This window comes from Providencia lanzhouensis (assembly GCF_050469745.1).
GTDB lineage: Bacteria > Pseudomonadota > Gammaproteobacteria > Enterobacterales > Enterobacteriaceae > Providencia > Providencia lanzhouensis.
Genome location: NZ_CP174123.1, coordinates 3,002,820 through 3,025,664, shown reverse-complemented (window position 1 = coordinate 3,025,664; position 22,845 = coordinate 3,002,820). Strand labels below are relative to the sequence as shown.

General features: G+C 39.9%; 23 protein-coding genes. 17 read left to right on the top strand and 6 right to left on the bottom strand.

Going from position 1 to position 22,845, the window contains the following annotated elements:
* Window positions 1-199 precede the first annotated feature (199 nt).
* From ACIH2S_RS14345 to ACIH2S_RS14315, 7 genes are all read left to right on the top strand, one after another.
* Window positions 200-289 carry a pantocin A family RiPP gene (locus ACIH2S_RS14345; RefSeq protein ID WP_071992151.1) on the top strand — a complete coding sequence of 30 codons (90 nt, stop codon included), beginning with the start codon at window positions 200-202 and terminating at the stop codon, window positions 287-289.
* 52 nt (window positions 290-341) lie between these two features.
* On the top strand, window positions 342-809 hold the full coding sequence (locus ACIH2S_RS14340) for a hypothetical protein (protein ID WP_321147014.1): 468 nt from the start codon (window positions 342-344) through the stop codon (window positions 807-809).
* On the top strand, window positions 779-1,471 hold the full coding sequence (locus tag ACIH2S_RS14335) for a HesA/MoeB/ThiF family protein (protein ID WP_430247630.1): 693 nt from the start codon (window positions 779-781) through the stop codon (window positions 1,469-1,471). Before ACIH2S_RS14340 ends, ACIH2S_RS14335 begins: the two co-directional genes overlap by 31 nt.
* Window positions 1,468-2,151 (top strand): hypothetical protein, encoded by a 684-nt coding sequence (locus ACIH2S_RS14330; protein WP_430247628.1) that lies wholly within the window; start codon window positions 1,468-1,470, stop codon window positions 2,149-2,151. Before ACIH2S_RS14335 ends, ACIH2S_RS14330 begins: the two co-directional genes overlap by 4 nt.
* On the top strand, window positions 2,102-3,019 hold the full coding sequence (locus ACIH2S_RS14325) for a DMT family transporter (protein ID WP_234413541.1): 918 nt from the start codon (window positions 2,102-2,104) through the stop codon (window positions 3,017-3,019). Before ACIH2S_RS14330 ends, ACIH2S_RS14325 begins: the two co-directional genes overlap by 50 nt.
* Before the next feature lie 179 nt (window positions 3,020-3,198).
* Window positions 3,199-3,627 carry a DUF2946 domain-containing protein gene (locus tag ACIH2S_RS14320; protein ID WP_108478301.1) on the top strand — a complete coding sequence of 143 codons (429 nt, stop codon included), beginning with the start codon at window positions 3,199-3,201 and terminating at the stop codon, window positions 3,625-3,627.
* Between the two features lie 181 nt (window positions 3,628-3,808).
* Window positions 3,809-5,851, top strand: a complete 2,043-nt coding sequence (locus ACIH2S_RS14315) for a TonB-dependent copper receptor (RefSeq protein WP_430247626.1) — start codon at window positions 3,809-3,811, stop codon at window positions 5,849-5,851.
* A gap of 54 nt (window positions 5,852-5,905) precedes the next feature.
* Here ACIH2S_RS14315 and ACIH2S_RS14310 read toward each other — a convergent pair whose 3' ends face one another.
* On the bottom strand, window positions 5,906-6,790 hold the full coding sequence (locus ACIH2S_RS14310; RefSeq protein WP_036952078.1) for a helix-turn-helix domain-containing protein: 885 nt from the start codon (window positions 6,788-6,790) through the stop codon (window positions 5,906-5,908).
* A gap of 971 nt (window positions 6,791-7,761) precedes the next feature.
* On the opposite strand from ACIH2S_RS14310, the gene ACIH2S_RS14305 reads away from it, so the two are divergent.
* Window positions 7,762-8,016, top strand: a complete 255-nt coding sequence (locus tag ACIH2S_RS14305; protein ID WP_036952076.1) for a helix-turn-helix domain-containing protein — start codon at window positions 7,762-7,764, stop codon at window positions 8,014-8,016.
* 495 nt (window positions 8,017-8,511) lie between these two features.
* Here ACIH2S_RS14305 and ACIH2S_RS14300 read toward each other — a convergent pair whose 3' ends face one another.
* Complete coding sequence (locus ACIH2S_RS14300) at window positions 8,512-9,153, bottom strand: NAD(P)-dependent oxidoreductase (RefSeq protein ID WP_036952072.1); 642 nt, start codon at window positions 9,151-9,153, stop codon at window positions 8,512-8,514.
* Window positions 9,154-9,240: 87 nt separating this feature from the next.
* The gene (locus ACIH2S_RS14295) at window positions 9,241-9,876 is read right to left on the bottom strand and encodes a TetR/AcrR family transcriptional regulator (RefSeq protein ID WP_036952069.1); all 636 of its coding nucleotides are present in this window, start codon (window positions 9,874-9,876) and stop codon (window positions 9,241-9,243) included.
* Window positions 9,877-9,980: 104 nt separating this feature from the next.
* Here ACIH2S_RS14295 and ACIH2S_RS14290 point away from each other — a divergent pair, with 104 nt between their 5' ends.
* A complete protein-coding gene (locus ACIH2S_RS14290) occupies window positions 9,981-10,673 on the top strand; it encodes a DAPG hydrolase family protein (RefSeq protein ID WP_036952066.1) in 693 nt (230 codons plus the stop codon).
* 84 nt (window positions 10,674-10,757) lie between these two features.
* Here ACIH2S_RS14290 and ACIH2S_RS14285 read toward each other — a convergent pair whose 3' ends face one another.
* Complete coding sequence (locus tag ACIH2S_RS14285; RefSeq protein WP_036952064.1) at window positions 10,758-11,735, bottom strand: FUSC family protein; 978 nt, start codon at window positions 11,733-11,735, stop codon at window positions 10,758-10,760.
* A 223-nt stretch (window positions 11,736-11,958) separates the two neighbouring features.
* Between ACIH2S_RS14285 and ACIH2S_RS14280 the strand changes: the two genes are divergently transcribed.
* Complete coding sequence (locus ACIH2S_RS14280; RefSeq protein ID WP_036952061.1) at window positions 11,959-12,579, top strand: malonate decarboxylase holo-ACP synthase; 621 nt, start codon at window positions 11,959-11,961, stop codon at window positions 12,577-12,579.
* A gap of 87 nt (window positions 12,580-12,666) precedes the next feature.
* On the opposite strand, the gene ACIH2S_RS14275 is transcribed toward ACIH2S_RS14280, so the two are convergent.
* Complete coding sequence (locus ACIH2S_RS14275) at window positions 12,667-13,296, bottom strand: glutathione S-transferase family protein (protein ID WP_108478298.1); 630 nt, start codon at window positions 13,294-13,296, stop codon at window positions 12,667-12,669.
* A 433-nt stretch (window positions 13,297-13,729) separates the two neighbouring features.
* Between ACIH2S_RS14275 and ACIH2S_RS14270 the strand changes: the two genes are divergently transcribed.
* The 5 genes from ACIH2S_RS14270 to tehB all read left to right on the top strand — a co-directional run bounded on the left by ACIH2S_RS14270 (window position 13,730) and on the right by tehB (window position 18,210).
* A complete protein-coding gene (locus ACIH2S_RS14270) occupies window positions 13,730-14,287 on the top strand; it encodes a cytochrome b (protein WP_036952053.1) in 558 nt (185 codons plus the stop codon).
* 13 nt (window positions 14,288-14,300) lie between these two features.
* On the top strand, window positions 14,301-14,879 hold the full coding sequence (locus ACIH2S_RS14265; protein ID WP_036952050.1) for a YceI family protein: 579 nt from the start codon (window positions 14,301-14,303) through the stop codon (window positions 14,877-14,879).
* A 261-nt stretch (window positions 14,880-15,140) separates the two neighbouring features.
* Window positions 15,141-15,914: a hypothetical protein gene (locus ACIH2S_RS14260; protein WP_036952237.1), complete on the top strand. Its 774-nt coding sequence runs from the start codon at window positions 15,141-15,143 to the stop codon at window positions 15,912-15,914.
* A 210-nt stretch (window positions 15,915-16,124) separates the two neighbouring features.
* Window positions 16,125-17,204, top strand: a complete 1,080-nt coding sequence (locus ACIH2S_RS14255) for a linear amide C-N hydrolase (RefSeq protein ID WP_036952046.1) — start codon at window positions 16,125-16,127, stop codon at window positions 17,202-17,204.
* 118 nt (window positions 17,205-17,322) lie between these two features.
* On the top strand, window positions 17,323-18,210 hold the full coding sequence (tehB, locus tag ACIH2S_RS14250) for an SAM-dependent methyltransferase TehB (protein ID WP_036952043.1): 888 nt from the start codon (window positions 17,323-17,325) through the stop codon (window positions 18,208-18,210).
* 172 nt (window positions 18,211-18,382) lie between these two features.
* On the opposite strand, the gene clcA is transcribed toward tehB, so the two are convergent.
* Window positions 18,383-19,771, bottom strand: coding sequence for a H(+)/Cl(-) exchange transporter ClcA (gene clcA, locus ACIH2S_RS14245; protein WP_430247624.1), 1,389 nt, complete (start codon window positions 19,769-19,771; stop codon window positions 18,383-18,385).
* 272 nt (window positions 19,772-20,043) lie between these two features.
* On the opposite strand from clcA, the gene hcp reads away from it, so the two are divergent.
* Together hcp and hcr are read left to right on the top strand one after the other, a co-directional pair.
* Window positions 20,044-21,696 (top strand): hydroxylamine reductase, encoded by a 1,653-nt coding sequence (gene hcp / locus ACIH2S_RS14240; protein WP_108478294.1) that lies wholly within the window; start codon window positions 20,044-20,046, stop codon window positions 21,694-21,696.
* 51 nt (window positions 21,697-21,747) lie between these two features.
* Complete coding sequence (gene hcr, locus ACIH2S_RS14235) at window positions 21,748-22,752, top strand: NADH oxidoreductase (RefSeq protein WP_108478293.1); 1,005 nt, start codon at window positions 21,748-21,750, stop codon at window positions 22,750-22,752.
* Window positions 22,753-22,845 lie beyond the last annotated feature (93 nt).

The window sequence follows — 22,845 nt, the reverse complement described above, 5'->3', positions numbered from 1 at the left end:
TTATTTAAATCTATTTATTATCAAAGCATTAAGTAATTTACTAGAGTGACTGATATAAATGATTCTATATATAAATAGATGTTTATATATCTATGTTTTTCATTTCTTAAATAAATGTTGACAGCATGCTATTTTGTTAATTAATTTTAATGCGTAGTTTGTTGAAACTTTATCTTAAATAACACATGAGGTGATCTTTATGGAATTTGTCATTCTTAATGAACGTGTTTCTGCTATTAATGAAGAAAATGCGATGTACAACGAAGATGAATCTATCGAATTAGAATAATAAGTTATATTGAATAGCCGCTAATTGCGGCTTTTCTTAATGGAGGCTAAATATGGATTTTTCGTTACTAAAACCATTAATTAAATGCTCACATCATATTTTAATATCTGATGATGGCGATATTTGCATAGGGGAAATACCTCAAAAGGGTTGTATTATTAAAAGTCCGGAAGGGTGGGTACTATCGTTATTACCCAAACTTGATGGAGAGCATACTATTCCCAGAATAGTAAAGGAATTGAAATCTTTAGGATTTAACGTTGATAAAGAATGTATTATTGAGTTTATTAATAAGCTTAATCAGTTAGGCGTCATTGAAATTTCAGATACTTATTCGGATATTCTTAGTCAACAAGAAATAAATTTATATGATAGGCAGTTATTACAATTTTCGTTAATTGATAGTCAAAAAGTAGGTGGTTTAAAGTATCAAGAAAAACTCAAAAATAGCCGAGTTTTGATTCTAGGTATGGGAGGATGGGGTACGTGGTGCGCAATGCGCAATGCGCAATGCAGTTAGCTATGTTAGGTATAGGTACATTGAGGTTGGTAGACGGTGATGTGGTTGAGCTTTCTAACTTAAATAGACAAGTTCTTTATACTTTTGATGATATTGGAAGCGCAAAAGTTGAAGCTGCTGAAATAGGTATTAAACGGCATAATAGATATACCAAGGTTGAGAAGTACAATGAGTTTGCAACGATAGATAGAGATCGGTTGATGGAAGTTTTAGATGGCGTAGATGTCATTTTAATTGCATGGGCTAGTTTAGGTTATTTTAGAAAAAATACAGTTGAAGGTGTTATTCATGATATCGCCCATGAAAAAGAAATACCGGTAATTGAATTGGGGGGAGATCCTTTAGACATTTCAGTTGGACCTATTTATTTAAATGATGGGTACAATTCAGGCTATCATGCGGTAAAAAATAATATTAGAAATAAATTCTATAGCCAGAATCATGAAGTTGAAAAATTTCAATTAGCAAGAATGAAACACCAGTTTTTAAATGGCAAGAGAAAAGTAAACGCTTGGCAAAGTACGCCATCTCTTGCGGTCATGTCAGGATTAGTAACAGACCAAATTGTTAAGTTAATTACTGGCTATGATGATATGGTATTGAAAAATAGGAAAATATTCTTTTCGCTAAGAGACTTTAAAATGACTGAGGAGCTTTTGTGAGGGAAATTCATAAGTTAACTAATAGTTTTAATAACAAAGGATATGTTCAGTTTCCTATGGAACAATACTTTTCAGAGTTAGATAAATTTTATGATGATTTTCTTGATATTAATGATGCTGAATGGTCATTTATTATAAAAAATAAATTTGCTCCAGTGGATTACTATAAAAATAAGCACTCTAAGCTTGAGATAGAACAAGAAAGAGAAAAAGCACTACAAGAATATCACCAAGGGAATTTTTGCTATTCATTTAGGCGAATAACTGATAACCAACAAAGAAAGTCAGTGTCATCTTTTTTAGCGATTAAGACCTTTTTAGATAGCACAGAATTCAAATCCTTTCTGTCTGAAATAACGAAAAAAAGTATCAATACATTATTGCTATGTTATTTAAGCTGGTTTGATTTAGGGGATTTCCTAACCACACACTGCGATTCAGGTTTCTGCATTAATATTGTCATTAACTTTACGAAAGGTTGGGAACATAACCATGGTGGCTTGACTTTTATTTTGGATAAACAGAAAGAAAACATCATAGAAGCATTAGTACCAACGTATTTGAGTACATTAATTATTGATACGGGAGAAAAAAGCATTCCCCATTTTGTCTCAATGGTGAGTTCGGTAGGTGTTAGAGGCTCTAAAAGAATGGCGGTGGTTGCTCGATATGACGCATAAAAATACGGTCATTATATTTGCAGCGATAATATCTATACTGTGGGGGATGGGGTTTCCGATCTCGAAAATCGGTATTGGAATTGTTGGGGCATGGGTATTCCGATTCTATTCCGCATTGATAGCTTTGCTGGTGCTGTTATTTGTATTTTTCTTTATATACAAAAAGCAATTTATAGTGAGTCATTTTATTCGTTGCATTCCTCTTGGCATTTTAAATATGTTCCTCGTGCCAATATTAAACAACATTGCGCTCCAATTTACGGACTCCGTTAAGGCATCGGTATTGGTCTATACCATGCCAGCGATAACGTCTTGCTTTGTGATGATAAGCCAGCGGAAGATAATCTTGAACTCGTTGGTTGTCTCGGTACTTTGTGGGCTTGGAATTCTGTTTTTTACCTCATTTGATGCGATGAGCTATGGTGAAGTGATTATATTGTTGAGTGCATTTGCATGGGCGCTAGGAACCTTTCTATCAGGACACGTTGCCGTCAGCGTTGATGTTTTTTCAAAGGTGCTTTATCAAAATATCACTTCATTTTTGATTATATTGATTTTTACGATGTTTCTATCTGTCAATTTAGATCTGACAAGCTATGGATTGAGTTACCATAGATTGATGACGGAATTGCTGATTCCCGTGATTTTTATCGGTGTAGCAAATGGGGTATTAGTTTACATTTTATGGTTTTACATGATTGATAATGGCGGGGCTGAACTATCGTCTTATTCGATTCTTATTTCACCGATGATGAGTGTGCTTATTTCGTATTACTACTTAGGTGAAGCAATAAACGTGAATATGTTGATTGGAATGGTTTTGATTTTTACTAGTGTCGCTTTAGTCTTTTTGAAGAAGAAAAACTAACGGGTACATTTTACCAATATTAATTAACTCTGTATTGCTTAACCCAAGTTAGTTAGTTTTTTTGTCAGGCTTGCGAGCTGCATTTTGCCTTAACAATAATGCCAAAAAACAATAACAATAAGCCTCTTATTAAGATACAATCTGCGCCCATCTATAGGTTATGAAACACCGGAAAACCGTTGCATTTACGTCACGCGATTCGACAATTTGCCGCTTACCTTGCCTTACTCGCTGTTGCGATGCTGTTCGTTGCGCCATTGATTTCAAAATCAATGTCACATATGAACAACTGCTCGATGGGGCATGGGGAAATGGCGGAGCATTCGATGCAGCAGCATCACGAAATGCCATTGTCTGAACATTGCGAAGATGGCGGTGCGATGAACCATATGCTGATGACGGGAATCGGGCAATCACCGATGGAAGACATCGCGTGTGGTTACTGCCAACTACTTGTTCACTTCCCATTTTTGATTTTATTTGTTGCTGCGGTGATCCGCCAATTAGCAACCCTCGCTATCTTTGTTCCTTTCGAACGTTGTATTCAATTACGAATTTTCCGTCCTTGGTCATTACAGCTAGCTCGAGCACCACCGACATCCTATTGATTCTTATTTCTTTATTTAACGTAATTTAAAACTGCATTTTGTCTTCAATGGACAAAACCACTTCGCTTATCCTGAAATTTAGCTTCATTTTCAGGAGGCTAGGCTGTTTTTCAAAAGAAGCTGAGTGGTCATTAACTCCTTGAGTTAATAGCAGTAAGAAACAGATAAAAATAGGCTAAAAATGAACTCAATTAATTTTAAATTTGCACCTATGACTGCGCTGGTGATTTCGGCTATCGCGTCAACATCCACTTTCGCCAAAGAAGAAAATCAAAGCTCAATCACCGATAGCTCAGTGATGATTGTCACCGCGCCAGTGGACTCGCCGTTAACTATTTCAACATCGCCTAAAACCCCAAGACAGCCAGTACCTGCGAGTGATGGCTCTGATTACTTGAAAACGATCCCCGGTTTTTCCCAAATCCGTAACGGTGGAACAAATGGCGACCCTGTTTTTCGTGGCATGTTTGGTTCTCGTCTTAAGATCATGACGAATGACAGTGAAATGTTGGGAGCGTGTCCTTCCCGTATGGATGCGCCGACATCCTATATTTCACCGGAAAACTTTGACTTGCTCACCATGGTGAAAGGTCCTCAAACCGTATTATGGGGACCTGGAAACTCGGCGGGAACGGTGCGTTTTGAGCGTGAAAAACCTGTCTTTACGGAGGGGGGCATTCAAGGTAATGCGAGTGCATTGACGGCATCGAACCAGCGTTGGGATGCTAATGCGGATGTGAGCTTGGGCAATGAGAAAGGCTATGTACGCCTGACTGGCAATAAATCTCACTCTAATGACTATAAAGATGGAAACGGGAACAAAGTACCGTCTAAATGGGATAAATGGAATGCGGATGTTGCAGTGGGCTGGACGCCGGATGAATACACATTACTCGAGCTTTCCGCAGGGAAAGGTGATGGTGAAGCGCGATATGCAGGGCGAGGAATGGATGGCTCTCAATTCAAGCGTGAAAGCTTAGGATTACGTTTCGAGAAAAGCAATATCGGTGAGGTATTCGATAAAATCGAAGGGAATGTTTACTACAACTACGCCGACCATATTATGGATAACTATTCACTGCGTAGCCCAACGAGCACAATGGGATCTGGCGGTGGGCATATGGGCGGTGGCCATGGCGGGCACGGTATGATGATGAATATGCCAATGAAAATGCGTGTTGACCGCGAGACGATGGGCGGTCGAGTCATGGGGACGTGGTTATGGAGTGATTATGAGCTGCGTACTGGTGCAGATATGCAGACCAATAAGCACCGTAAAAACAGCAATAATAGCTGGAAAAAAGATGCAGAATTTCAAGATTATGGCGTATTCAGTGAGGTCACTTGGACTGCGAGCGAGCAAGGTAAGGTGATTGGTGGTGGACGTTTAGACCGCGTATTGGTGGATAATTACACCGATGTAGGGTCTTCCGGTCGTAACACAGTCATGCCAGCAGGATTCGTTCGCTATGAACATGCATTACCTGAAACGCCAGTGATGTTATACGCAGGGGTAGGGTATACAGAAAGATTCCCAGATTATTGGGAGTTATTCTCGCCAAAAATGGGTCCGAATGGCAGCAAAAATGTTTTCGACAATGTGAAAACCGAGAAAACGACACAGTTAGATATTGGTGCGAAATACAATGATGATAAAGCCAATGCATGGATTTCTGCTTATGTAGGGCGCGTTGATGATTTTATTTTATTCCGCTATAGCCCAACTAACGCCAGAATGAGCCAAGTTGAAAACGTCAATGCGATGATCATGGGCGGTGAAATGGGCGTCGCTTATCAACTCAGCGATGAGTGGAAAGCTGATGCAAGCCTTGCGTATTCTTGGGGGAAAAATAGAACTGATGGACGTGCACTGCCTCAAATGCCGCCATTGGAAAGCCGTTTAGGTTTAATGTGGGAAAAAGGCGATTGGACAACGACGGGGTTGGTGCGCATGGTGAGTCGTCAAGATCGCGTAGCAATCAACGAAGGTAACGTGGTTGGAAAAGACTTCAGCGAAAGTGCAGGTTTTACGGTATTTTCGATGAATACTGCATACCGTATTAATGAAAGTGTAAAACTGAGTGCGGGTGTTGATAACTTGTTTGATAAAACCTACAGTGAGCACTTGAACTTAGCGGGTAACAGTGGATTTGGTTATTCGTCCAATAGCCCTGTAAATGAGCCAGGTCGAACATTCTGGGGTAAACTGAACGTCACGTTCTAATTTATTCAGTACTGAATGAAGCTAACAACCCGTGTAAAAGCGGGTTGTTAGTTTTTATGTAATCACAGGAATATAGTAATTCAGCTCTTGGATGTAAGTATGAGGGTGACTAGTAAAATCCTCATAAGTTGGCGTTGATTTTAAAACATAATGTTCTATATCAGCGCCTAAGCCGCGAGCAATATCCATCTCGGCGAGCACCTTTCCATAAACGGTATAAATAATGTCGTTATAGTCAGTACCTTGTAAGTTACCGATAAATTTAATTTGCAAATAATTGCCGGCAGGCACCATCAATTTTTTAGTAAATGGTGGCATAACATCAAGATCGTTTTCATCAAATGCAGTGGAATAGAGGAAGCGGCCTTCTTCATCGGAGCTTTTATCAACCCCGTGGATAGCATATAAGTTTTTGGCAACAATCTTGTTTTTATCTAAAAAGCTTTTCCAATACTGGCGTCGTAACTCTTCAGTTTTTAAGTTCCACTCGTTAATGCCTTGTGTGTAGCGATGAGTCATTCCTACTAAGTGGATCTCTTTCAACTCAACTAATTCCACATGAGCTTCGAGCTCTTTACTTTCACGCAGAGGAAGGCAGAACCCTTCAATATGCCAGCCTGAGCGTTTACGATATTCTGAAGGCGTTACACCAAATTGTTTCTTGAATGCACGGCAAAAAGTTTGTTGTGAATCAAATCGATAGCGTAGTGAAATATCCATGATGCTATCACTCGTCAAGCGTAAAGCAACCGCAGAGCAGGATAAACGACGAGCGCGAATATAAGCACCTAACGCAAGACCTGTTTGGGCTTTAAATAATCGTTGAAAGTGCCATTTAGTGTATCCAGATTTATCAGCCACGGTATCAAGGGAGAGCCGTGACTCTAAATTTTGTTCGATCCAGAGAATAATTTCCCTGATAACACTTTCTTGTAGCATGGTTACCTTTCCTGTTACTTTTACAACAGGCGTTATTTTTAAGTAAGCGCCAAATCTGAGCATTAAAGTTAGATAAAACTCATCGTAATTGAACATAGGATAGCATGTCTACTGGCAATTTTTTTATATGCAATGTGAAGTTAGGTAAGTTTTAATTGGGTTTTTACACTCGAAATGATGGTTGGTTAGGCTATTAAACAGAGGTAACGTATTAGGAATACGCTGAATTTTTTGATAGTCTACAACGCATTTTTTGTTAACTCAGTCTTTATGCAAAGAAAATGCTATTCATATAAATAGAATTAAAGCGTTTAACAAATGAATCGAATTAAAGCAAATATTCAATAGGTTACTCGATTCAGTTGGTGTGAATATAATTCAATCATCATTCATTAATATTCATATTTTGTATGACAAAATAAGTTATTTGAGAAAAGTTAAATAAATGATAAAAAATTATTCTGATAGTGATAGATGATTTAGTCAGTTATTATTATGATATTGCATGTTGTTTAAGTGAATATGTCATTAGTAGATGATTTAAAATATAAGAATAAATTTAAGTATATAAACGTAAGCTATCATTATTTGAAAAAAGTTAAGATAATCCTTGATCATTGTTTTTGTGATTTTGTAATATAGCCATATGCTGCAGATCATCATTAAATGAGTAATTAAATTTTTGCATCATTATTTGATGGGCATAATAAGTAAATATACACAGGTATTAATCTGAATTTTATGTGATTGCTATCACGCTTTTATTTTTATATTACATGGATTATTGGTTTTATTTGTAATTTAAATCAACCAATTGCAGTTTTAAGTGAAAAATATCTATTTATGAGTGTCACTAAATAATGTGATGTATGTCGTATTTTATTAACATAAGTCAATTAATTAAACTTGGTGTGATGATAATTTAGCTTCCCTCATAATTGGTATTCAATCTAATAGTAAAAGGAGCATTTATGAATGAAAATGAAATTGCGAAAAAGCTAGGGATTAAGATCCGTATGCAAAGAGAAAGTCATAAAATGAGTATTCAGCAAGCGGCCGATTTAATTGGTGTTTCTGAAGATGAAATGAATCGTTTCGAGAGTGGAGAAAGCTGCATTGATGTTGATTCACTTTTTCAATTTGCCTATTTATTTAACTTGGAACCCGCATCATTCTTATATGGTGTTGTGAACATAAATAGTGGCGCTCGTAGTACACTTCATTAAAAATATCAGTATGTTATGTTTTTTCTTTATTTTTAATAGTTAGCTATCACTAGGAAAGCAAAAATTCTCTATTTTCGACCCTGCTTTGATAAAAGGGACTCCATGAATTTAATCGTCTGACCGGAAGAGATTATCTGTTTTACTATTATAGGTTGTTTCTTCCGGCTTAATACTCTGCTTTTAGATTATATCTGCATACAATAACTGCCTATTATGAATAATCTCATAAAGCTCATCAAAATCATCGCACCTAAAAATAAAATAAAACTCTAGTCTCAATATGAATTAATAACGCACAAGTTTAAATTATATTGATAGCTAAACTTAACTTTATTTAAATGATGATAATCTTAATTTAATTATTTATAAGTGAGTAATCATATTTTTATACGGGAATATACGAATATTCATTAAACGTTAATGATTGTATTACTTTTTATGTTAAACAAATAAACAGATACATTTAGTCATGATTTACTCGGAATCCATTTGTTATTAATATGCAGCTGTAAACTGCTGACGAATAAATTGTGGTCGCTCTACCTCATCTAATATCGCTACCGCTAAATCCTGAACGGATATTTTTGCGGGGGTATTGCCATTCATTAATAGCTGTTTTCCACCAAGGCGAAATGTTTCTGTCCGAGCGCCATCTTCAAGCATCGCGGCAGGAGAAACAAATGTCCAATCTAAGCTATCGATAGATTCCAACGTCGTTTTAAATTCTTTGACAGCTTGGGCTCCAGGCCAAATATTGGCTGGAAAATCGGGGGAGTCGAGCAATAGAACACCAGGGGCGATTTCTAAACTGCCGGCACCACCAACTACAATAAATCGTTTTATACCCGCCCTTTTTACGGCATCTAAGATTGCTTGGTTACCTGCAACCGTATCGCGGTACAGATTAGGGTTACTCCATCCTCCATTAAATGCGCTAAGCACCACATCTTGACCTTTAAGCCGGGATGTTAGCCATGCCACATCCGTAATATCTCCTGATTCAGCAATTAAATGAGCATGTTGGGCGAGCTGATTGCTGTGACGAGAAATTGCAGTAACTTGATGATGACGCATTAAGGCTTCAGAAACCAACGCTTTACCGACAAAACCCGTAGCTCCTAGGATCGATATTTTCATGTTTAGCTCCAGCTGCCTTTCATTTGTCAGGCTTGATGAATGTTAATGAAAGTATAGAGCATGAAAATGTATTTGGTTGTTTTTTCTCTAAACTCTAGAGCGACAAAAATCAATCACATGGGTGATCCTTTGCTGAAACTCGGGTGTCAGCCCAGCCGGGGAAAGCCCTAATGAAATTTGTCGTAATGGTTCAGCTATCGTCATAGAGAGGATCAAATCGCTGATAATGGCAAAATCATGCTGTTGGATAATTTCGTCTTGCGCATGGCGGGTTAACCATTGATTGAGTAATTGGCGACTGCGCTCAATACCGTTTTGTTGGTATTTTTCTAATAGCAATTCTTTGTGCACAAAATCTGTCTGCAATAAGCGATACAGCCCAACAGCTTCTTGGGAAAGAACAGTTTTTGCGACAATTTCTAAATTATTCTGCAATAGGCTAAATAGCTCATCGCGGGTCGTGGCTTTATGTTCAAACAAGGGTACAAAGCTATCCGTCCAATTGAGTACGACTCTTTCCACGAGTTCTTCACGATTTTCCATAAACCGATAAATGGTTTTTTTAGCTACGCCTGCACGTTTTGCCACATTATCAATACTGGTGAGTTGGTATCCATCTTCAAGTAGTGAATTCAGCGCTGCATTCATGATTTTTTCTTTGAGAAGCGCCTCAGGAATACTTGGGCGACCTCGAGTTGGCTTCTTCTCGCTGTTGTTTGACATAAATGGCTTACCTCATTTTGCTATCTTGACTTTTTTTCATTTTAGCTCAAAACTAATTAGGAGACAAAATAAGTTTCCTAATAAATCGAGATAGGTAGGTCATCATGAAAACAAATCAAACATGGGCAGTTGACGACATAAATCAGTTGTTACTTCCACATCCGTTACGTATGGAAATGGGTATTGAGCGTGATGAAAATGGGTTATTAACAGTCGCAGTTCGTACCGATTTGCATGGTTGTAAAGGCCGAATGTTAACGTGGTGGTTTACCTTTTTTGAAACCACGCAACATATCCGCTGGTGGCATCCCCATGACCATGTTGCTCATCACGGCTGGGATGATAAATGGCAAAAAGGGCAAAGTTTTATTGGCGCTTCCATCCATGCGGTTGAATCTCTCGGTGCGATCCCGCCTGTTGCTGCGAAGTTAAAATTTAGAGAACCAACGGATTTCTTTGAGGCTTCAGCTTATGAAAAAGCCATCAAAGAGGGGCATATTTCCGGTGCAGTTTGCTCTTCGATTGGCTTTGGTGAGCATATTGAAATAGATGCCAAGGGGTATCCTATTGATGGGAAAATGATGCATCTAGCCCGTGATACTGAGTTTGGTTGTGTATTACGTAGCCGTTTCTTGCTAGGCGCATCTCTTGAGGATCCGCGCACACAGCTGTCCGATGAAATTGGACTAGAGCTAATGCGCCACTGTTATAACGAATTTACCTATTTGTCTCGTTTCTTGCCGTCATTGTATTACGGCGAGCACGCGAATGGGGAAAATGCGTCATTACCATGGTGAAGTCGGGTAGAGCTTCAGCGAGATATCAACCTAATTAATCTATAAACAAAGTCTGGATGGTTAGCGCTATACCTCCGAATAGTGTTAGCTTTCCGGGCTTTTTTCTCTAAATAATTTCAAGATAATACTGGTAATGATAGCGATAGCCCCACCTAATGCAGTTTCAAGAACGCGATCAAACAATAATGTATAAACAGGATGACGCCAATAAACCACTTGCTCAAGAACGGAGAGGATTAGGCTGGTGACGACAAAAGTCATAAAGGTATAGCCGTGATGAAAGCTCATTGGCAGCAAAAAGGCGAAAACCAAAATCGCCACTAACCCAATATAAGGCATCAACGGGGTATTAAATAATAGAAATAGGAATAACACGGAAATTAAGCTACCCGCCACCCGTTGCAGTGTAATGCGTACAATGCTTTCAGATTTTGGGTGTAATACAAAAACAAAAGTCAGCAATGTCCAATAGAAATGCCCTAAATCTACCATCCGAGGGATAGCCAAAGTTAATAGTAATCCAATGGTATAGGTCATTGACCGCGGGATAATATTTTTACGTAGGGTAAATAGATTTTTTTCCACAGTAAGTGGCGTAATAATGGAATGGCGAGTCATTTTGTGGCTGAGAAAATAATAGGTGAGCAAGGTAACACCACTGCCAATTAAAAAGCCTAAGGTCAGGCTTTTTGATACTTCAGGCAAGATTGTGCCAATGGTGGACATGATAATCATGAATTTCATGGTTAAGTCCATGATCGGATCTGTGCCATAGAGCTGATAATAGATAAATGAGAATATCGCCAGATAAATATAAAACCCAGTGCCTAAGCGTAGCGTATCGCCAATATAGATGGCGACTAGAATCATGGATAGCCAAAAAGCAGTATAGAGGTAATTTTTATATTCTTTAGCGGCATTAAATAGGTTAAATGAGTAGAGCGTTGAAAATGCTGCCCACATGGCGGCCTGAACGTCGATCAGTGCAAATGCTGTGAGAGCGCTTAAAACTAAGCAGCTGCTGAACAGAATTCCGTCATGGATAGCAGGGATTTTCTTCATATTATGATGCTCAAAATTCGTAGTCTAACTCTTTAATTATTAAGAGTATTCTATGATAACATATTGCTATTTGAAGACAAATTTCCCCTTTAATAACATATTAACCTTTGTTTTTAATGGTACAAATAAAGATGTTGATTATGAGTGAATGTATTCATCTACCTGAAAAAATGCATAATAGCGCAGAGCGAGAGCAATTTGTCGTCATGATAAGGAAGAATAAATGCAAATAATTAATCCCCATGATTTTGTTTGGGTTGGTAGTAATAGCGATGTCCCTCTTGATACTCTGCCGGAATGGGTTCAAACGCAGTGGAACAGTAAACTACCCCTTATTGTGCACCGAGAAAAAGCTGATGAAAACCAACTCACCGTGGCTATTCGTGGTATTAAGCCCCATCAGCGTGTGACGACCCAAATTTCAAAATCGGCCATTACGCACATCATGAATGTGGAATCTTTAGTGTCGAATTCCATTGAACTGCAACGTTCGATGTTTATTGCGTTACCGCCTATCCAAGTTTTATTGCTAATTTCTCAGCACAATTGGCCTTGGAAGTGGGGAGTGACGGGTAGCTGCGCTTATACACTGGCGACGGATATTCAAAGTATGCTGACAGATTGCGACCTTGATGTGGTGATCCGATGCCCAACTCGCCAGCAAAAAGAAGACTTTGCGCAGTTTGCAATCAAAGCCAATACGCCATATTGCCCAATTGATATTCATGTGGAAACACCGAAAGGTGGGTTTTCTTTAGCGGAATGGTTTAAAAATGACCAAGTAACGCTGCATACCCCAACGGGGGATGTGATGACTGCCGATCCTTGGGATGAAAGCCTCTAGGTGATTTGTGATTAAAATGAGCAGTTTGGGTCTGCTTATTACTCAAACTGCTCAAAAATTAATTTTGATGCTCGTACAGGTGTTTTTTTAGTGCTCGATAGACGGCTCGATTTCTGCGGCATGCTTCCACTCTTGCATCGCTGGTAATGCAATAATGCGCTCAATCCATTGTTGAACCTGCTCATTGACTTTTAATTGGTAGCTTTGAATACGAAATGCTACAGGTGCAAAAAATGCATCGACGGCAGTAAAGTGTTTTCCTGCTAACCAAGGTCCTTCAAATTTATCAAAACCTTCCTGCCATAATTGCTGAATGCGATTTAGGTTTCCTTGCAGTTCATGTGAAATTTCAGTGAGAGGCTCATTTCTTGTCACATTCATCGGGCACTGTTGGCGTAGTGCGGTAAAACCAGCATGCATTTCAGCACTCGCGCTGCGAGCCCAGGCTCTCGCTGATTTTTCAGTGGGCCAAACTTGAGGGAAATCTTCGGCAACATATTCACAAATTGCCAAAGAGTCCCAAATGGTCTTATCGCCATCAATCAGGCATGGTACTAAGCCTGAAGGTGAAAAACGGCTAAATTTTTCATGGCTACTTTTGCCATTTTCGAAGAAGCAAATATTCTCTTCAAAAGGGATTTGTAATGCTTTTAACAGGATCCAAGGTCTTAGAGACCATGAAGAGTAATTTTTGTTGGCAATCCATAATGTATACATACGCTAGCCTCTAAGAATAAAGAAAAAACAACCCATAGACAGAGTACCAATTTAGCAGGAATAGAGAAAATTAGATTAATTTATTTATGGAAATAAAAATTTCACCTACCTATTTTAGAAAAGCTGAACTATATTTATAACAAATTCATCTATCATATTATGATTGGCAATAAGAAAATCAGCAGATTAAATAATCTTAGGCGCTATTAGATGTAATTTATTTACATAAATAGAAGATTCTTTATTAAAGGTTTACGCTTGTAATAAGAAAAATAGAATTCATCTATTTTTCATCATGATGATGATACTATTTGAATATCTTCGACAAAATATTTGTTTAACTTTGGGATAGGAATAAAGCCAGATTAACCTTATGATTATTCCTACTTGGTAAAACAAGTAATTACCTTTAAAACTATATGGTTTTTAAATTATGCAATGGAAAAATAACGCCACTCGTTATGGGCATCTTTCGCTGCTCATTCATTGGTTGGTCGCAATTGTCGTATATGGAATGTTTGCATTAGGCTTATGGATGGTGTCATTAGGCTACTATGACACCTGGTATCATCAAGCTCCTGAAATACATAAAAGCATAGGAATGTTGCTATTCTTTATCATGCTTTTTCGTGTGGTTTGGCGATTTATTTCTCCACCACCTAAGCCGTTATCGAGCTATAGCAAATTAACGAAATTTGCCTCCATTACGGTTCAGCTTTTAATTTATATTATTTTATTCTCTATTTTGATCAGCGGTTATTTAATTTCAACTGCGGATGGACAAGCAATAAGCGTATTTGGTTGGTTTGAAGTGCCAGCATTATTTACAGGTGCAGCAGAACAAGCGGATACAGCAGGTGAAATTCATCTTTATTTAGCTTGGGCTGTTGTTTTGTTATCTGTTCTGCATGCATTTGCAGCTTTAAAACACCATTTCTTTGATGGTGATATTACTTTAAAAAGAATGTTGGGTTTTAATCCCGATAAATAACGTGGAGAGAGTTATGTTGAAGAAATCTATTTTAGGTCTTGCTGCGGGTACTTTATTATTATCGGCAGGATCTGCATTGGCAGAAAATTATCAATTTGATAAACAAGGTCAACACGGTTTTATTGAATTTCGTATCCAGCATTTAGGTTACAGCTGGTTATACGGTAGCTTTAAAGATTTTGATGGTAACTTTACTTACGATGCGAAAGATCCTGCAAAAGATAAAGTTGAAGTGACAATTAAAACTGGCAGCATCGACACTAACCACGCAGAGCGTGATAAGCATTTACGTAGCCCAGATTTCTTAAATGCAGCAAAATTCCCAGAAGCGAAATTTGTCTCCACAGAAGTGAAAAAAGAGGGTGACAAATACCTCGTAACAGGAGACTTCACCTTAAACGGTGTGACAAAACCAATCACTTTAGATGCGAAATTAACGGGTGAAGGTAAAGATCCTTGGGGTGGCTACCGTGCAGGCTTCGAAGCAAAAGGGAACATTAAACTGAAAGAGTTTAATATCAAATCTGATTTAGGTCCTAAATCTCAAGAAGTTGAGTTAATGCTGTCTGTTGAAGGTGTTCAAGTTAAGTAATTCGTATTTTTGAAATGCGTTTCCTTCAATTTATCAAAGCCGCAGGGACTGAAATAAGTGTCTGCGGTTTTTTCATTCTTAATTCTGATTAGAACTGTTAATTTTCTACTTTTTTCTTCGCATTTACTCCTATTCCTATAGCGATATGGTCGCATTCACGACTAGAATAATAATAAGAGTTTATTATTGAGTATTGGTTTTTTGGCTTTTGTTGTTAACAACAAATTGTTAAAAGACAGATTGTTAAAAGGCAGATTCACTTTGAATACAAACAGTTCACGCAAAATCGCAGTAGTCGTTAGCATCATTTTTATTATCTTTGCGCTGGGTTTTTACTGGTTAAGTAAAGACAACAACGTACTATCGACGGAAAGTAATAGCGAAATTCATTCAGAGGCCATTGCTCAAGTTGAAAAAGAACTGCCGATTTTAGTCACTATCAAAAAATTAAGCCCTGTCACTTACCAGAGCTTTGAGCCTTTAATGTCTCAATATGATCCTGCTAACGAAGACTTACGTCGTCAATTATTGGATCAGGTTGTTAGCCAATCAATGAATCTGGTCGTTGAGCGCATGCCTTATGCCTCCGATGAAACAGTAATTAATTTTGTCGCTAAAGTGAACGACAATATCAAATCATTGTTAGAGCAAGACCCATCCGGGAAAATGTGTTATGACGCGTTATTCCCACAGTTAAGGGATCCTGAGGATGTCATTCCGCCACAAAAAAGCCAAGATGTCTTATTAAAACAAGTGAGTGCAATCAATGCCTTGTTGATTTCTAGCGAAACAAGCGAGAAGCGTACAACGTTATCTGAAGAAGAGTATCAGGCATTGATGGACTCCCTGAGAATCGGATTAACGGAAAAATACGGAAATGACGTTACCATGCTGATTGATGTAAAGGCTGGGAAAAAATCACCTGCAACAGTTTGCCAAATTTCAATTAGCTTGTATGACTCCGCGCTAAATATTCCTGACAATCAGAAAAAAGCAGCATTATTGCGCTCATGGTTTTCTGCAAAGAAAAAATAATAGCGCCGGCTAATCCATTCCATCTTTTAATAGGATTAACTCACTGGAAAACGTCAACGGTTTGATCGAGTGAGTTAATCCTTGTTGCATTTTGTTTCAATATCTATCCTCTAATAACACGCTGAAAACGATATACTGTCTAATATAAATAGTGGTTATTTATTCGCGTGGCTTATCTGCGCTACTCATTCAATACCATTTGGAGGCAAGATGCGATTTGTGAAGAAAAGCATTGTAACGCTCTTAACCATCGCTGCAATTTATGTTCCTGCCATGGTTTCTCAGGCTTGTACCCGCGTTGTTTATCTCGGGGAAGACCAACAAATTATGACCGGTAGAACCATGGATTGGAAATATGATGTGGGTACCAATTTATGGATTTTTCCACGAGGAATGGAGCGAAGTGGGGCAGCAGGACCACAATCACTCAAATGGAAATCCAAATACGGTAGCGTGATAGCGTCAGGTTACGATATTTCTACGACGGATGGTGTTAATGAAAAAGGGCTAGTAGCAAACTTACTCTGGCTGGCCGAATCGAAATACCCTGAGTTAGATAATAAAAAGCCCGCATTGTCTATTTCACTATGGGCGCAATATATGTTGGATAACTATGCCACGGTTGAAGAAGCGGTTGCCGCATTAGAAAAAACGCCTCTGATAGTCGCGACTGATAAGGTTCCGGGACAAAATCGCTTAGCGACTTTGCACTTGTCGCTTTCCGATGCGAGTGGTGATAGCGCGATTATCGAATATATCGATGGCAAACAAGTCATTCACCATAGCCGTAAATACCAAGTCATGACTAACTCTCCGGCTTATGAAAAGCAGTTAGCAATGCAAGAGTATTGGCAAGGTATTGGTGGCACGGTAATGCTACCAGGGACCAACCGCTCAGCGGATCGTTTCGCTCGAGCGCAGTTCTACATTAATGCTATTCCACAAAAAACAACGCCAAATAAAGCGGTTGCCAGTGTGTTTGGGGTTATTCGTAATGTGTCTGTTCCATACGGTTTAACGTCTGAAACGTCCCCTGAGATTTCATCTACCCGTTGGCGCACACTGGTTGATAGTAAGCGTCAACTCTATTTCTTTGAGTCTGCTTTAACGCCAAATATTTTTTGGACGGATCTAAAGAAAATTGATTTTTCCAATGAGACCGGAAAAGTGAAAAAATTAGATCTCGGTGAAGAGCAAAGCCATATTTATTCGGGTGATGCGACCGCGCAATATGTTGATACCAAACCGTTTGAATTTTTGGGACTGAGTGCAGAGCAGCTGGGCTACTAAGTCCAAGATCCCGAGTTTAACCTCCTGTACAGCAGGAGGTTGATGCACATCAACTCATTCATTCTTTATCTATGAAAACGTTGCACTATTAAGATGAACGGCATAAGATGTATTTAATATGCAACTTAAAGGTGACCCCATGACTGAATTAGTGTGCTACAAAACCATGCCTGTTTGGGATAAGGCTTCGGTTCCATTAATGTTCCAAGACCGCCATAACACCAAAGAAGATACATTCGCCCAATTGAAAGTGTTACAAGGCTCCCTCGATTTTATTATTTTTGATGAAGACGGTAGCGAGCAAAAATTTACGTTTGATACGCAAAACCAACCACCCGTGATTGAGCCTCAAGTCTGGCATCGTATTGCTGATTGCAGCGATGATATGCGTTGCCAACTCTCTTTTTTATGCCGCCCTGAAATTGAGTTTTATAAGCGGTATGATCTCAGCGTGCCTCACTCTGAAGTGCGCTATCTTTGCGAGAATAACTTAGCAAAACCTTGCAAAGTATTGGATTTAGGTTCAGGTCGTGGGCGTAATAGCTTCTACCTTGCCCAGCAAGGGTATGATGTGACGGCAGTGGATATTAACCAAAACCATATTCAAGCCATCGAAACTGTTAAGCAGCAATCGGGCATAGAGAACATCCATACCGCGCTGTATGACATTAATAGTCACCAAATCCAAGGTGACTATGATTTGATTATTTCTACCGTCGTGTTGATGTTCTTACAACGGGATAAAATTGCTGACATTATCGCGGATATGCAATCACACACTGTAGAGGGTGGAATTAATATTGTGGTATGCGCGGTAGAAACGCCAGATGCGCCACTGGATATGGTGCCATTTAAGTGCTTCTTAAAACCGGGTGAATTACAGCAATATTATCAAGACTGGGAAATCCTCAAATACAATGAAAACCCAGGACACTTGCACAGAACGGATGCGCAAGGTAACCGGATTAAACTGAACTTTGCGACGCTGATTGCTAAGAAAAAATAACCTGCGATAGCGAAGATAATAGGTTGTAAAATTAACGAGGAAAATCAATTTATTGATTTTCGCCTGATAACACAAAGAGGGAAAAACCACGCTTTTATCCCTCTTTGTCATCAACATAATGGGTTGCCTAGGCAACCCATTATGCGTTCTATGGTTAGGGAAAAAATGAATTTTAGGGCTTGGACGCTGCTGCTTGTTTTTCGCTGCGCTCTAAGATTTTTTCGAGCAGCACAGAATAAAGTGGTCGACCCCCTAAGAATTGCGCCACCATTGTTGCGCCAATACAGGTAATAATCATCGGTAAAATCAATTGATAGTTATTGGTCATTTCCAACACTAAGACAATGCCCGTTAATGGCGCACGCACTGTCGCGGCAAACAACGCTCCCATGCCGGCTATTGCAAAGGTACCGACTTCAATCGAATAATTTGGGAACAGCTCCAGTGCCGCATAACCATAAATGCCTCCAAATAGCGTGCCAAGGGCTAATAACGGCGAGAAAATCCCACCTGGCGCACCAGAACTAAAGCTGATGGTTGAGGTTAAAAAGCGCAGGGCAAAAAAGACCATCAGCATGGTGATAGTAAAGCTATTGGCGACCATTTGATGGATCACGCTATAGCCGCCACCCACAACTTCTGGCGCAAATACACCGATAGCGCCACAGCTACCCCCAATCAAACCACCCATCAAAACAAACCGTGATACTTTATTTTGGTAGAAAGCTAAAAATAGGCTTTGCAGATAGAGCAAGAAGCGGTTAAAGCCAATGCCCACAATTCCAAATAACATGCCTAAAATCAGATATAACCACAGGGTTTCCATGGGGGCAGAGGAGAATTGCCCAATGTTTAATACCGCGGCTTCGCCATTAATTAGGCGAAAGACAATGGTGGCACTGACGGCGCCAATAAACACGGCTTTGATGGAAATAAGGCTGTATTTAAATTGTGGGCGCATCTCTTCGATGATAAACAGTATCCCCGCTAATGGGGCATTAAAGGCGGTAGAAAGGCCTGCAGCGGCACCCGCAGCCAATAATGTATGGCGAGATTCATTATCTTTGAGGCGAAATAGGTCATAAAACATTTGGCTAATGTTCGCCCCCAGTTGCACGGTGGGACCTTCACGACCGAGCACCATGCCGGAGCCTAACGTACCTAACCCACCGATAAATTTCACTGGGATCACTCGCCACCAACGGACAGGGCGCAAATCTTGCAGTGCCCCTTCGATTTCTGGGATCCCAGAGCCTCCCGCTTCAGGTGAAAAGCGTTTAACCAAATAGTAGCCAAGCATGGCTAATAGGGCGGAAGCCACAAACATGGAAGGAATCACCAACCATTTGTTGGTGACATATTGGTTAACAGATGCGATACGAATATTGCTGACCCACTCAGTCCCTAGCATAAACAGGGAGCCTATCAGCCCAACGACGGCACCAATAATAGCCGCTAAAACAAGCACTTTGAGTGGTGTTTTATCGGATTCTTTCACGTGACGTAAAAAACTAAAATGGGTTTTGTTGTCTGATTTTGGAGTCGAATTAGCCTGCATCATCGCTTTTTGATTCTCTTAAAATGATTTAACAACAATAACTTATGAAGTATGAATGATAAACATAGTATAGCAATACTGCTTTGAAACCCCAGCAAAAAATCAACTGGGCTTAGTGAAACTGCCTATTTTACAACATTGAATAATTCTTATTTATAGTGAAAGTTAATGTAGATCAACAAACCTGCAAATAGAATTTTAAGGTGCTTTTCTATTTATTTAAAAGGGGTAATCTTAATGTTGTATATGAAATGCAACTTAAAGAGGTTTCCTCCATGTATTGTGTGCAATGTGAACAAACAATTAGAACTCCAGCAACCAATGGCTGCGCTTATTCGCAAGGTATGTGCGGTAAAACCGCTGAAACTTCAGACCTGCAAGATTTATTAGTTGCTGTCCTGCAAAGCTTATCTGCAAGTGCGGTGGTGGCTCGTGAACTGGGCATTATTGATCATGATGTGGACAGTTTCGCACCGCGCGCTTTCTTCTCTACATTGACCAACGTTAACTTCGATTCTGAACGTATTATCGGTTATGCCCGTGAAGCCATTTATCTGCGTGATAAATTAATCAAACACTGCCTGTCAGTGAATAGCGCAGTGGCATTTAATCACCCGCTAATCAACCTGCAATTAGCAGGGCAGGATATTGCGACTCTGCAACAGCAAGCGGCACAATTTGCGTTAGATGTCGATAAAGCGCAAATTGGCGATGATATTCATGGTTTACGTATGCTGTGCCTGTATGGCTTGAAGGGTGCGGCGGCGTATATGGAGCATGCCCACGTTTTAGGTCAGTTTGATAACCAGATTTATGCTCAATACCATGAAATTATGGCGTGGTTAGGCACATTGCCAGCGGATATGAATGAGCTGCTCGACAATGCAATGGCTATCGGCATGATGAACTTCAAAATCATGGAAATTCTGGATGCAGGTGAAACCGGAGAATTTGGTCATCCAGTTCCAACGGAAGTTAACGTGCGCCCAGTTGCCGGTAAATGTATTTTGATTTCAGGTCACGACCTGAAAGATTTAAAAATGTTGTTAGAACAGACCGAAGGCACAGGCATTAATATTTACACTCACGGTGAAATGCTGCCTGCTCATGGTTATCCTGAACTGAAAAAATACCCTCATTTAGTGGGTAACTACGGCAGTGGCTGGCAGAATCAGCAAGTGGAATTTGCTAAGTTCCCGGGCCCTGTTTTAATGACCTCTAACTGCATTATCGACCCTGATGTGGGTGAGTATAAAGCACGTATCTGGACTCGCAGCATTGTGGGTTGGCCGGGTGTGAAACACATTACAGGCGACAGTTTTGCGGAAATGATAGCGCAAGCGCAGGAAATGGCGGGCTTCCCATACACTGAAATCGAACACAAAATTACCGTCGGTTTTGGTCGTCAAACCCTGCTGGGCGCTGCGGATGCGGTGATTGATCTTGTTGCTCAGAAAAAATTACGCCACGTATTTTTAGTCGGTGGTTGTGACGGTAGCCGTGGTGAGCGCAGTTACTACACGGATTTCGCTCGCAGCGTACCGAAAGACTGCCTGATTTTAACGCTAGCTTGTGGTAAATACCGTTTCAACAAATTGGACTTTGGTACCTTAGAAGGCTTACCGCGTTTACTGGATGTGGGTCAATGTAACGATGCCTATTCTGCCATTATGTTAGCGGTGAACTTAGCGGAGAAATTAGGTTGTGGTGTAAATGACTTACCGCTGAGCCTGATTCTCTCTTGGTTCGAGCAAAAAGCCATTGTGATCTTGTTAACCCTGCTTGCTCTGGGTGTGAAAAACATTTACACCGGTCCAACGGCTCCGGGCTTCTTAACCGAAAATCTGCTAAACATTCTGAATGAAAAATTCGGTATGCGCAGCATTACCACGGTTGAACAAGATCTGGCGGAAATCCTGCCTGCGTAATTTGATGGAAACCAAGGGGGAAGCGGCTTTCCCCCTTGCAAGGAGTAACCCATGACCATGCCAACAAGCCTATGTCCGAACAGAATGCAAATTCACTCGATTGTGCAGGAAACCCCAGATGTTTGGACTATTAATCTGATTAATCATGATTTTTACCAATATGAACCAGGACAGTATGCGCTGGTGAGTATCAAAAACAGTGATGACGTGATGCGTGCTTACACCTTGTCTTCATCGCCGGGGCAAAGCCGTTTTATCTCCATTACAGTGAGACGATTAGACGAGGGGACAGGCTCTTGTTGGTTGACTGGAGCAGTAAAACCAGGGGATTATCTTTGGTTGTCTGAGGCGCAAGGGGAGTTTACTTGTGCCAATGTTCAAAGCCACCAATATTTAATGCTAGCAGCGGGTTGTGGTGTCACGCCGATTATGTCGATGACCCGTTGGTTGATGGCGAATCGCCCGGAAACGGATGTCAAAGTGCTGTTTAATGTGCGAGATGAAAAGCAGGTTATTTTTGCCAATGAGTGGCAAAAATTGGTGCAGCAATATCCGCAACGTTTGCAACTGTGCATCATGCCTGAAACACCTGATAACGGCGGTGTTGCACAAGGTCGTTTAAGCCAAGAAAAATTGCTGGAGTTAGTACCGGATATTCATGGGCGAGTGGTAATGACTTGCGGGCCTGTTCCATATATGAAAAATGTGCAGGAATTTTCTAAGGCACTAGGCGTGCCAGCGGATCACTTCTTTATGGAGCGCTTTACTACTGGTGGTGATGAAGCCGTGAGTGAAGAGGTACTGAACTTAAAAATTCGTCACCGTTTAGCGAATTTCACTGTACCGGTGGGAACATCGCTTTTGTCTGCGTTAGAACAGAATAAACAACCGGTGATTGCCGCGTGTCGCGCAGGGGTATGTGGTAGCTGTAAAACCAAAGTGCTTTCGGGGAATTATACAACCAGTAGCACCATGACATTAACCGCAGACGAAATTGCTAATGGCTATGTTTTAGCGTGCAGTTGCCAATTACAAGGCGACACAGAAATCGCTTAATCGATTTTCGATAATATAAAATTAAATGCCTCATTAATTGCCATCTTATTATGAATATAAATAAGGTGGCTTTTTTGTTTATTAATCCATGTA

Coding starts and splice junctions, on each gene's coding strand:
- ACIH2S_RS14290 (WP_036952066.1), top strand. CDS start 9,981: ATGAAAACAAATCAAACATGGGCAGTTGACGACATAAATCAGTTGTTA.
- ACIH2S_RS14295 (WP_036952069.1), bottom strand. CDS start 9,876: ATGTCAAACAACAGCGAGAAGAAGCCAACTCGAGGTCGCCCAAGTATT.
- ACIH2S_RS14270 (WP_036952053.1), top strand. CDS start 13,730: ATGCAATGGAAAAATAACGCCACTCGTTATGGGCATCTTTCGCTGCTC.
- ACIH2S_RS14285 (WP_036952064.1), bottom strand. CDS start 11,735: ATGAAGAAAATCCCTGCTATCCATGACGGAATTCTGTTCAGCAGCTGC.
- ACIH2S_RS14275 (WP_108478298.1), bottom strand. CDS start 13,296: ATGTATACATTATGGATTGCCAACAAAAATTACTCTTCATGGTCTCTA.
- clcA (WP_430247624.1), bottom strand. CDS start 19,771: ATGATGCAGGCTAATTCGACTCCAAAATCAGACAACAAAACCCATTTT.
- ACIH2S_RS14255 (WP_036952046.1), top strand. CDS start 16,125: ATGCGATTTGTGAAGAAAAGCATTGTAACGCTCTTAACCATCGCTGCA.
- ACIH2S_RS14265 (WP_036952050.1), top strand. CDS start 14,301: ATGTTGAAGAAATCTATTTTAGGTCTTGCTGCGGGTACTTTATTATTA.
- ACIH2S_RS14280 (WP_036952061.1), top strand. CDS start 11,959: ATGCAAATAATTAATCCCCATGATTTTGTTTGGGTTGGTAGTAATAGC.
- ACIH2S_RS14340 (WP_321147014.1), top strand. CDS start 342: ATGGATTTTTCGTTACTAAAACCATTAATTAAATGCTCACATCATATT.
- hcp (WP_108478294.1), top strand. CDS start 20,044: ATGTATTGTGTGCAATGTGAACAAACAATTAGAACTCCAGCAACCAAT.
- ACIH2S_RS14345 (WP_071992151.1), top strand. CDS start 200: ATGGAATTTGTCATTCTTAATGAACGTGTTTCTGCTATTAATGAAGAA.
- hcr (WP_108478293.1), top strand. CDS start 21,748: ATGACCATGCCAACAAGCCTATGTCCGAACAGAATGCAAATTCACTCG.
- tehB (WP_036952043.1), top strand. CDS start 17,323: ATGCAACTTAAAGGTGACCCCATGACTGAATTAGTGTGCTACAAAACC.
- ACIH2S_RS14300 (WP_036952072.1), bottom strand. CDS start 9,153: ATGAAAATATCGATCCTAGGAGCTACGGGTTTTGTCGGTAAAGCGTTG.
- ACIH2S_RS14310 (WP_036952078.1), bottom strand. CDS start 6,790: ATGCTACAAGAAAGTGTTATCAGGGAAATTATTCTCTGGATCGAACAA.
- ACIH2S_RS14305 (WP_036952076.1), top strand. CDS start 7,762: ATGAATGAAAATGAAATTGCGAAAAAGCTAGGGATTAAGATCCGTATG.
- ACIH2S_RS14315 (WP_430247626.1), top strand. CDS start 3,809: ATGAACTCAATTAATTTTAAATTTGCACCTATGACTGCGCTGGTGATT.